Here is a 10,985-nt window from a genome sequence, read left to right as displayed (position 1 = left end):
TCACAACACCACAGTCAGGGACAACACCATCACCAGCGAATCCGATGGAAAGTAAGCCAATCACAACACCACAGTCAGGGACAACACCATCACCAGCGAATCCGATGGAAAGTAAGCCAATCACAACACCACAGTCAGGAACAACACCATCACCAGCGAATCCGATGGAAAGTAAGCCAATCACAACACCACAGTCAGGAACAACACCATCACCAGCGAATCCGATGGAAAGTAAGCCAATCACAACACCACAGTCAGGAACAACACCATCACCAGCGAATCCGATTGAGAGTAAACCAGTCACTACTTCACATGTAAGTACGCCACAAAAACAAGTAGAGGTAAAACCGGTTAATCCACAACAAACTAAAAATGTTCCTAAAGTGAATAATCAGCAACAGGTAAAAGAAGGGGCAGCAATTAAAAAAGTTGACACGAAAGCACAAACACAACAAGAAGCTTTAAAAAATGTAAAAGCAAAAGAAACCAAAAAACCAAAATAATTCAGCTCATGAGGGAGGGTTTATACATTGAGTGCGGAACCAAATCGCGACCTTGAAAATGAACATCATCCTGAAGCTGAACTAGGGAATGCTAAGCCTGCCTTGAAAAAGGCAGGCCATTCTTTAGGAAAGGCGGCTGGTAAAGGGTCAAAATTAGCGGGTAAGGCAGTTGCACAAGTAGGTAAGAAAGTAGCAGTTAAAGTAGCACAGAAGGCAGCTACAGTTGCTGTTGCAAAGCCATTATTAATAGTAGCCGGTGTTATTCTGGCTGTTGTTGCAGGTTTAGGAATTGTGATATTTTTATTAACTGCCACAATGAGTGAAGATGAAGTCAGCCCTGGGGGAATTGGTGGTCCTTTTGCACCAGGTACTGCAAGTGTCAGTCCTGAAGTAATGAGATGGGAGCCATTGGTAAGGAAATATGCGGCGCAACATGGCATAGAAGCAATGACTCCATTAATATTAGCTCTTATTCAACAAGAAAGTTCTGGGACACAATTGGATGTTATGCAAAGTTCAGAATCACAAGGGTATCCTCCTGGGTATTTTACTGATCCAGAAGAAAGTATTAAATATGGTTTAATGCATTTTGCTGATTGTCATAAAAAATCAAATGGTGATCAAAATACTACATTACAATGTTATAACTGTGCGACACGTTCTTAACTGAAAAGGTTGAGCACTGATTTGAAATCAGGAGAACTACTATTTCGAGAAGTCAAATGAAAGGGTAACGCCTGGAAGGGCTTCCTCTGATACTCCGACATGCATGATACAGTGGATAAGAACTGTAAGTGTGTGAAGCTCGGTAAAGTCGGCCGAGAGCTATCGTAAAGTACGTAAGTACTACGAAAGTTGTCCAGAGATGGATGATGTAGCCTATAGGTCGGGAGTCTATAAAACACTCATGGGTAGAATGGATTCACAAAAACCATTGGTAGGCAGAATCTGACGAATCTCCGAATGTACGGGTCTAGAAAGCATAACACATAGAAATTTGTGTGCCACGAGCGTGGCGTTGATGTGGATAAGTAAGAATAGTTGTTATGAAAGTCCATATGTCGTTATAGGCGACATCCAGTCAACAGGCTTAAAGGAGATCCCTAAAAGTGTCATGAACAGATAGAAATAGTGGAACGTGGAAAGCCACCAACATGGAGAACTTATCTTTGACGAAGTGTTTAAAGGGAAAATGTCCGTGAGATTAACGTGCATATAACCTTTATTTATGGTGGTGAGAGTGATGGCATAGTACCTATGAGACGATGGAAACATCGTGGAGGGATAGCCATTAGTCTGATAGAAGATTGACCGACCATTTTATAGAGCAAATCAGTCGAATTATAAGGTTCTTGTGAGACTAAAAAAGGTTAACTCTGAAAGGAGCACCGACTTATAAAGAAAACTGCGAAGCTCAGACACGCTGAATACTATGATATGCAGTCCATTCAGGATGGTTTGTATCAGCAAAGTCAAAATGGAGACAATTTTTATAAACTAATAGAGCTTATGATGATGGATGAAAATATCAAATTGGCATATCGAAACATTAAAAAAAATATGGGTAGTGTGACAGCTGGAGTCGATGGCATGACCATCAACGATATAAAATTGCTTTTAACAGATGAAATGATAGAAAAGGTTAGGTCAATGTTTTTCTGGTATCAACCACAAGCGGTTAGGCGAGTTTTCATACCAAAACCTAATGGTAAAAAGAGACCTCTTGGGATACCGACAATATGGGATAGGCTATTTCAACAGTGTATCCTACAAATTCTCGAACCTATATGTGAAGCAAAGTTTCATGCCCATAGTTATGGGTTTCGTCCTAACCGAAGTACACATCATGTGTTAGCAAGGATGAAATCTTTGGTGAACAGTCAAGGAAGAGGTTTTCACTATTGTGTAGATATAGATATCAAAGGATTCTTTGACAATGTCAATCATGGAAAGCTCATGAAACAGTTATGGAGTATGGGGATACGAGATAAGAAATTGCTCTCTATCATTTCAAGTTTGTTAAAAGCGGAAATCATTAATGAAGGTTTCCCAAATAAGGGGACTCCACAAGGAGGCATTTTGAGCCCTCTTCTTTCTAACGTCGTTTTAAACGAGTTAGATTGGTGGATTAGTGACCAATGGGAGACCATTGAGACTAAACATCCATACAGAGCGAGAAATGACAAATATAGAGCATTAAAGAAAAGCAATTTGAAGGAATGCTTTATAATCCGATACGCAGATGATTTCAAAATACTATGTCGTGACTATCCAACGGCTCTTAAGATGTTTGAGGCGACAAAAGATTTTCTCAAAACACGGCTACATCTTGAAATTAGCACTGAGAAATCCCAAATTGTTAACCTACAAAAGAAATCCAGTGATTTCTTGGGATTTACCATCAAAGCACGGAAAAAGAGAAAACGTCATGTCGCTCATAGTAGAATGTGCCGGAAAGCTAGAGAGAATGCTTACGGTAAATTAAAGGAAGCTATCAAAAAAATAAGTAAGAAGCAAACGCCAGAGGCAGTATGGCATTACAACACAATTGTAATGGGCATACAAAATTATTATGCCGCTGCAACCCATATTAATTATGACTTAGACCAAATGAGTTGCCATCTCATAAGAACACTCTATAATCGATTGAGGCGAGATTGGAAAAAGGCCACTAAGCACGATATGTCACCTGTCTTAAGAAAAAGGTATCGGAACTATAATCCGAAGCTCTATAAAATTCAGGATATTGTATTAATACCGATACATGCACAGAAGCATAAATCGGCAAGAAATTTCACCCAGTCTATTTCAAATTATACAGAAGAAGGCAGGATGAAAATTCACGATACCTTGAAAGTTATAGATAAGGAGATACTTAGACATGTGCAACGATTTTATATGAATCATCGAACTGTTGAATACAATGATAATCGTATTTCAAAATTTGTGGCACAGTATGGAAAATGTGCAATTACCAAACAAGAATTAGGTCTAATTGGCTGGCATTGCCATCATAAAGTTCCGTTGGAATTTGACGGAAAGGACGACTATGAAAACTTGGTAATTGTGCTGGAAGACATACACGTTGCAATTCATCACGATGATTCAGAGAGGGCAAAATCCATCTTAGCTAAATATGAAATAGGAAAAGAAAAGGAAAAATTGTTCGACAAACTAAGAATACTTGCGAACCGTACTCCTATCTTTTCTTTAGTATAAAAATTAGGTCAATTGAATCAGATGGAACGCCGTATGAGGGGAAACTCTCACGTACGGTGTGAAGTGGGGGAAAAGGTGGAGATAATATCAAATCCTTACCTATCACTATACGGAACTGGCTACGCTAACTATGCAGTTTCGAAAGGTGGATATACTCACGAGAATGCAAGGGCATTTTCTGCAGAGCAATCAGCTAAAAATGGTTATAGATGTGCATCATGGCGAAGTGCGGAGGCAGTAGCTAATAATTGGTGTTATGGTGATCCAGACTATGTCCCACATATTATGAGATACTATCAACCTGGTCAAACCCCTGGTGGTTCTGGTGGAATTGCTGGCGGTAGCGTTTTAGGTGATGATGTATTCCAAGCAATTATGGCAGAAGCACTAAAGTATCAAGGATGGCCATATGTTTTTGGAGGGCGAACACCAAATACGTCATTTGACTGTAGTGGAATTATTGAGTATACGTATTCAAGAGTTGGTATTAATTTATTTGGTACTGCACAAACCCAATGGGATAAAACCCAACGTATAACAGATCCTAAGCCAGGAGATTTAGTATTTTTCCATAGTACTTATGCTACAAGTAACTACATTACGCATGTTGGCATTTATGTAGGAAATAATACAATGTATCATGCTGGCGATCCGATTGGTTATGCTGATTTAAGTAAATCATATTTTCAACAGCATTTTGCGGGATATGGTCGTGTAGTTAGATAATAATGCATGTAACACCTAGCAACTTATGAAACTGCGAAAAGGAGGTAAATGATGAAGAAAATTACCATTATAATAGCAATTTTATTAATAGCTAGCGTAGGGTTTTTAATAAAATATCAATCTGATAATGAGGAACTTAAAACTGAAAATATAAAATTAACGAAAAAAGTGGAAAAGGTGGAGGCACAATACAATGATACGAAAAAGGAGTTATCAGCTCTAAAGAGTAACAATCAACAACAAGTAAAGGAAGCTGCAGAACGATTTCTTAAAGCTTTCCGTACTTATGATACGGGTAAAGGCGAATCATACCTTGCTAATATCGATGCATATATAACACCAAATGCAAAGAAAGAATTAACACCACCAGGTGGACCAACTCAATCTGCCCCTGGGGCTGGAGATGAGAAAGAGAAGAAGAAAGTTTCATTTCAATCTGAATACACAGGTGGCGAGTTGTATTATGCATTTTTGGATACTACGAAAGCAAATGTATTAGCAAAAGTGAAGAGTAAAATTACAGTTAATGGTGTTTCATCTGATAATATGTCATTAATGCAAATAAATCTTATCTATGATGGAAATAAGAAGTTATGGCTTGTTGACAAGCTTATACCTTTAGCCGATTTAAAAGATCGTATGCCTTAAGTGGTGTAACCAGATTAGATGTAGAGTAATAGAGGTGCAGAGATAATAAAGCTGTTTAATTTATAATATAGTCATTTAAAAAATAATATAATTGTTTAAAAATCCTTCTTCCGCTAACAGAGTAGATTAGCTCAATAAGGAATCAAAATAAGAACTTATAGGTTCTGAAGAAATAAAAAAAAGAAAGATTTTAAATACAAAATAGACTCTGTTATATAGAGGCAGAGGGAGAGTGAAATTCATTTGTGATAAATTAGTAATAGTTTGATTTGTTTAAAACTGAGTAGAGGATTATAAAGTGTGTGCAGTTTTTGGCCAATTCTTATATGTCTTATTCGACGGAGGAAATATGCTTAAAGATAATTTTAAAATTAGTAATATTCCCACGGTTTTATGGGGAGATAAGAGTGAAAAAATTTTTATTGCAGTACATGGAAATATGTCAAATAAGGAAGATGCAGTTATTCAAATGTTAGCTGAAGAAGCCAATCAAAAAGGTTATCAAGTATTAAGCTTTGATTTACCTGAGCATGGAGAAAGAAAAAATGATAATACTCCTTGCAAAGTACAGTTTTGTATTAGTGAATTATCTATAATTATGAATTACGCAAAAGAACATTGGAAAGAAGTAAGCGTGTTTGCATGTAGTATGGGAGCTTATTTTAGCCTTTTAGCTTATCAAAATGATGTGTTAAAAAAGGCATTATTATTATCACCAGTAGTTAATATGGAACGAATTATCGAAAATATGATGAAATGGTTTAATATAACACCAGAGCTTTTGCAAAAAGAAATGACTATAGAGACACCTATTGGTCAAAAGTTATATTGGGATTATTTATGCTATGTAAAAGAACATCCTATTAATACATGGAATACAGATACATATATTATGTATGGAGCCAAGGATGAACTGTGCGAATTTGAAACTATTAACTATTTTACAAAAAAACATCGTTGTGAATTAGAAGTCATGGAGACAGGTGAACATTACTTTCATACTGAAGAACAGTTAAAGATATTTAAACAGTGGTTAAACAAACATATCGATTAACAAATTACAATTTATCTTGAACTTGTTAGAGAAGAATGGTGAATATATAAACTGATATTATATTTGAGAGATATTATAAATGTGAATGTAATCACTTAAACAAACAGGTGCTTTAGTTCAATTAGAATTAAACAACTTTAAGGATCCTTACCACACACTAGATTGTAGCAAGGCTCTTATATTTTCATAAGAAAATTAAATAACTATATTATCGATTTACAATAGAAAAACCCCTCTTAGCGTAGTTAATAAGAGGGGTTTTTAAGTGTTTACTGTAACTTTGAAATAAAGTCGTACTGTTTTAAAGAAAGTGTGGATTTGCAATAAAGTTTAACCATTTTGAAAGAAGATTAACTGTTTATAAAAAACATTTTGTCAAAAATACTTTACGAATTGTAAGAAATAAATTACAATTATCTTAAGAGGTGTTGCTTTTGTTACATAATAGAATTGTAGTTTGCCGAGCAGAAAAAGGTTGGACGCAAGAAGAACTGGCAAAAAGGGTGGGTGTTAGTCGACAAACTATCGCTACTCTTGAAAAAAACAAATATAACCCTTCTCTAATTCTTGCCTTTAAAATCGCAAATGAATTTGAAAATCCAATAACTGACGTGTTCGATTATCAGGAGGAGTGAGTCATATGTTGTGGTTAAAAATTTTATTTTTAGTTATAATATTCATCAGTCAGATGTACGTAATACAATTTCAGTCCAGTGATGAAGCAAAAGACGAAAGAGGGAGAGAAATTCAATATAAAACAAATAATGTGTTGTACAATATCTTATCTGTAGGTATCATTGCCATATATATTTTTCAATCAATAGATATAGTTTCTTCAGAATTTCTACCTGATTTATTGTTATATTTCGTGCTTTCATTAAGTGTACTAGGCAGTATTTTTATATTTATCAACAGAAACAGGAAAAATTACTAACATGAGTTAGGATTTTTAACTTTTTCTGTTAGGCAAATGAACAAAATGTATCTTTAAAAAGTGAAATTTATATGCTGATTATGAAGGAATATTATTAAACTGAAAACTGCATTCATTTAAGTAGATTACATAAAATAAACAATCTTTTTTATAAAAGCTTAAGGAATCCAAAATTAAAATCTATACATTTTGATTAAACCTTTTCAAAGTGTGTGGATTTTTTCTATAATTTCATCTCAAAGCAGTATATATCCCGAAAGGGAGTTTAAACAATTATTTTGTAAGCACAAAATTCACTTTTATAAAAAATAATAGTACTTCATATCAATATAATGAATTAACACGGCATCAAAAGAATATGCTGCATATTGTACAATATAAAACCTCTTTTCTGTCTATAAGAATGCAGAAAGAGGTTTTTTTAATAATGTATTCACTAATAGCGGTTGTAAAAGGCTCATCTTCTAATCCTTCAAATAAGCTTTTTTCTCAAGTTTATCTATATCTACTTTTTTAGCTCTTTAAAGCTAATTTTTTTGTATACTGTCCATCCATATAATCATATACGAAAAGTTGTCCATTCTTTAATCTTTATGAATAAGGTAAGGTGCAGATCTAGTGAAAAACAATTAAAAATTTTAGAGAATATTTCTAAAAAACTTAGTTTCTCAGTTAAAAGTAACAATAATTCTAGTAGAAGTATTATTTTTGGATTTTTAAATATTGAATGAGGGAGAGGAGATATTTTTATGGAGTCAAAAACTTATGAAAAGTTACAAGCATTACGTAGATATAAGGAGCCAATTCAGGCAGTATTGAGAACGGTTAAAAGACAAGATAAAGACGATTCAGATACTGAATATGCTGAGTTTGCCCTTGAAAACGGAAAGATTATAGGTATTTGTAAAAAAGAGGACTTCTCTGAGTATTCTTTTAGAAGTATTACTCAATTCACAGGTAATATTTTTAATGTAGTAATTACCCAAATGTCTGATGAATTGGATGTAAATAAAGTTCAGGTTTCAGTAAAAGAAGCAAGTAGGAGATCTGCAGATGCTTTAATTCGTGAGTTAATAGAATTGGAGCAAGATGAAAGATTGCAAGAGCCAACCTACGAAGCAGAAGTAACTGGGTACAACATGAATGCTCAGGTTCCAACTATATTCTTACGTATTAATGGTGCGGAATGCTTCATGAAATTACATGAACTAAACTATGGAAGAGTGTATAAAAACGCTGTGGATCGCTATGCACCAATTGGTGAACATATCCCAGTTAAGGTTCTACAATTTAATCCAGAACAGCGACTAATCCACGTTTCTAGAAAAGCAGCCGTGGAAAATCCTTATCAGTTATTATCTGAATTAGCTGAAGGGGATACAATTGTAGGAAGGGTTGTAAATGTTGACCCGCGTTTTGGAGTTTTTGTTGAATTGGATCAAGGCTGCACAATTAAAGGAATTGTCCCTAAAACAATCGAACAGCCAGTATTGGATGACGTAGTAAGTATGAGAATTGTAAGTGTGGATGTGGAGAAAGAGAGAGGGTCGGGGGTTATCTTTAAGTTTCCATTTGGACGCAAAAAAGTTAACGATCCAACGGCGTTTTTATATAACTAATGAGTGCGCCGCAGGTTTCCGTACAAGAGAATGGAAAGGCGGTTCAATATTGGCTTAATAGGGACAAATCGTTATCACTTTGGGATGACCCCTCTTTACAGGGGGGACCAATTCTTCCAGATAAATTTAAACCACTCACAGATTTACGTAGTATATATGACAGAATTAATTCAGGTTTTATAAATGAAAAAGACAATTTAATACTAAAGCTTATTTGGGATTCATTAGCGATTACTGAAGCTCAAATTAAAAATTTTGTGGAATTTAAAATTAGTAGGTCAAAGGTTTCAGAATCGCTGAAAAAACTGGTACTGTATGGATTTGTTAGTCGATGGGAGATAAAATCGGGGCTATTTCCGGATCAGCCCAAAACCTCTGCTCCAATCAATTTAAATACTGCCGGTCATTTGATGATGTGGGCTTATCATAACCGTAATACAAGCTATTCTTTAAAGCCAGAACAGTGGTTAAAACTTGGAGTAGCAGGGGTACAAAGATTTGTCACTATGAATCAAATAAAATATGAGTTTGCAGTAGGCCAACAAATATTAAAAAACTGGTGCTGGTATCCGAAGCTACAAGGTACTGGTACTGGGTATAATCCAATTGCTGTTGGAGAAATTAAAACTCCAATCGGAAATCAAAACTTTATATTTGAAAGAGTACAACAAGGCCAACGATATGCACAGCATTTAAAATCACGATTGAAAATTTGGGAAGATCAAATTCAAAATGGACCAAATAATTTATTAAACTTCGAAAACACGAAGAGTTTACCAGGAATTTTTATATTATCTATATCTAATCTTGCTTTAGCAGAACATGTTAGAAAGGAGCTCATGTTAGATCTACGTAAGATTCCTATAATGCTTGTAATAGATGAATGTATTTACAATGAGGGATTTGCAAAATCATTTTATGTCTCAACTCAAAGCGGCATTCAGCAAGCATCATTACCATTTTTGAGATAACAAGAGCTGCTTCAGGTAAATATGCTGAAGCGGCTCTTTGTTGCTTTAACGATGAATCGATATTCATAACTCAACTTTTGTTTGCGGTATATCTAGTTTCATTTTTTATAGATTTCAATTAGAGTTGTTTTGATGAAAAACAATGTGTTGAATAAATAATTAAAGAAGGCTTTTCTATTTTTCCCTAGAATGAACAGTAATGTATAATCTAACTTCCCTAAATGTAGCAAGGAGGCAGTAAAATTTGAATAGGAAGATTTGGTTTATATTCACTTTTTTAGCTATTTTAATAGCAAGTTATGTTGTTGTCCAATATTTTATTATGGATGGATTTCAAACAGGGCTTGTCAAAACGAAGCTTATGTTTGTATCTAAATTAAGTAGTTTTTGGTACATTATGCTATTTATACATATTACAACTAGTATAGTAGCATTAGTAATCGGTCCGTTTACATTATCCACAAAATTTAGAGGAAGAAATATCAACCGTCATCGAATAGTTGGGAGAATCTATATGGTTGGTATATTATTAGGCGGTGTTTCAGGACTGTACTTATCCTTTTATGCTATGGGTGGATTGGTAGCAAAGCTTGGTTTCGGTTTGTTATCCGTATTTTGGCTAACATCAGCATATCAAGCATTAAATAGAGTTAAGAATAAAAAAATTCAAGATCATCGGAATTGGATGATCAGAAATTATTCCTTAACCTTTGCGGCAGTTACATTAAGAATTTGGCTACCTTTGTTTGTATTGCTGTTTGGATTAGAGCAGTTTGAGCTTAGTTACGCTGTTATTGCTTGGTTAGCGTGGGTACCAAATTTAATTATTGCAGAATTATTTATAAGACATAGATTTAATAAAGGACAATACCAGGGAAATGAGGATTTACATTTTTGATGCAAATCTAAATTAATGTTGAGGACAGAATTCCTCAGCAATTCAATGTTTTTTTATGATTTTTCCCGTTGAGATTATGCAGTAAGCTATCGTGACGTTAGCGGAAAAATAAAGGGATTATTGGAGCTGTGAACTACCCGCCACTTAGCAAAGCATGATGTGGGAGCTTCTCAGTTCCACGACGAATGTAACCTTTCGTCTCCCTAAGCGTTACTTCAGGGTGTTTCACCCCTAGATGTCCAACGCTTGGACGCTCTCTTGGTACAGTTGATATTTTACGCAGGAACCAAATGGCTTGGTTTTCGCACTCTATTTTCTTCCGGCCATCTCATATATCAAGTTATCAAAGAACTTCAAATAGCTAGTTTATCAAAAGTTTTTGGCTATGCCAAACCGAAATTCATCTCTCACCT

Annotated in this window: 8 protein-coding genes and 3 pseudogenes; all 11 read left to right on the top strand. The window is 34.9% G+C overall.

The genetic code is table 11. The features are described from left to right. A pseudogene (locus ABH960_RS26920) lies at nt 1-503 on the top strand (hypothetical protein); the annotation flags it as partial. 27 nt (nt 504-530) lie between these two features. Continuing rightward, nucleotides 531-1,160 (top strand): annotated as a pseudogene (locus ABH960_RS26915) (lysozyme family protein); the annotation flags it as partial. A 780-nt stretch (nt 1,161-1,940) separates the two neighbouring features. After that, a complete protein-coding gene (gene ltrA / locus ABH960_RS26910; RefSeq protein WP_404449476.1) occupies nt 1,941-3,722 on the top strand; it encodes a group II intron reverse transcriptase/maturase in 1,782 nt (593 codons plus the stop codon). A 108-nt stretch (nt 3,723-3,830) separates the two neighbouring features. Continuing rightward, nucleotides 3,831-4,448: pseudogene (locus tag ABH960_RS26905) on the top strand (C40 family peptidase); the annotation flags it as partial. A 51-nt stretch (nt 4,449-4,499) separates the two neighbouring features. After that, entirely contained in the window at nt 4,500-5,096 is a 597-nt protein-coding gene (locus tag ABH960_RS26900; protein ID WP_404449474.1) for a hypothetical protein, read from the top strand. A gap of 349 nt (nt 5,097-5,445) precedes the next feature. Beyond that, nucleotides 5,446-6,150, top strand: a complete 705-nt coding sequence (locus tag ABH960_RS26895; protein WP_404449472.1) for an alpha/beta hydrolase — start codon at nt 5,446-5,448, stop codon at nt 6,148-6,150. A 434-nt stretch (nt 6,151-6,584) separates the two neighbouring features. Next, nucleotides 6,585-6,785: a helix-turn-helix transcriptional regulator gene (locus ABH960_RS26890; protein WP_404449470.1), complete on the top strand. Its 201-nt coding sequence runs from the start codon at nt 6,585-6,587 to the stop codon at nt 6,783-6,785. 5 nt (nt 6,786-6,790) lie between these two features. Further along, a complete protein-coding gene (locus ABH960_RS26885) occupies nt 6,791-7,084 on the top strand; it encodes a hypothetical protein (RefSeq protein WP_404449468.1) in 294 nt (97 codons plus the stop codon). Nucleotides 7,085-7,833: 749 nt separating this feature from the next. Then, nucleotides 7,834-8,703 carry an RNA-binding protein gene (locus ABH960_RS26880; RefSeq protein ID WP_404449466.1) on the top strand — a complete coding sequence of 290 codons (870 nt, stop codon included), beginning with the start codon at nt 7,834-7,836 and terminating at the stop codon, nt 8,701-8,703. Beyond that, a complete protein-coding gene (locus ABH960_RS26875) occupies nt 8,703-9,674 on the top strand; it encodes a hypothetical protein (protein ID WP_404449464.1) in 972 nt (323 codons plus the stop codon). The genes ABH960_RS26880 and ABH960_RS26875 overlap by 1 nt, the downstream gene beginning before the upstream one ends. A gap of 244 nt (nt 9,675-9,918) precedes the next feature. Beyond that, a complete protein-coding gene (locus ABH960_RS26870; RefSeq protein ID WP_404449462.1) occupies nt 9,919-10,572 on the top strand; it encodes a DUF2306 domain-containing protein in 654 nt (217 codons plus the stop codon). Nucleotides 10,573-10,985 lie beyond the last annotated feature (413 nt).

Source organism: Bacillus sp. RC252 (assembly GCF_044909215.1).
Classification (GTDB): Bacteria; Bacillota; Bacilli; order Bacillales; family Bacillaceae_G; genus Bacillus_A; species Bacillus_A mycoides.
This window is presented reverse-complemented; position numbering and strand designations above follow the sequence as displayed.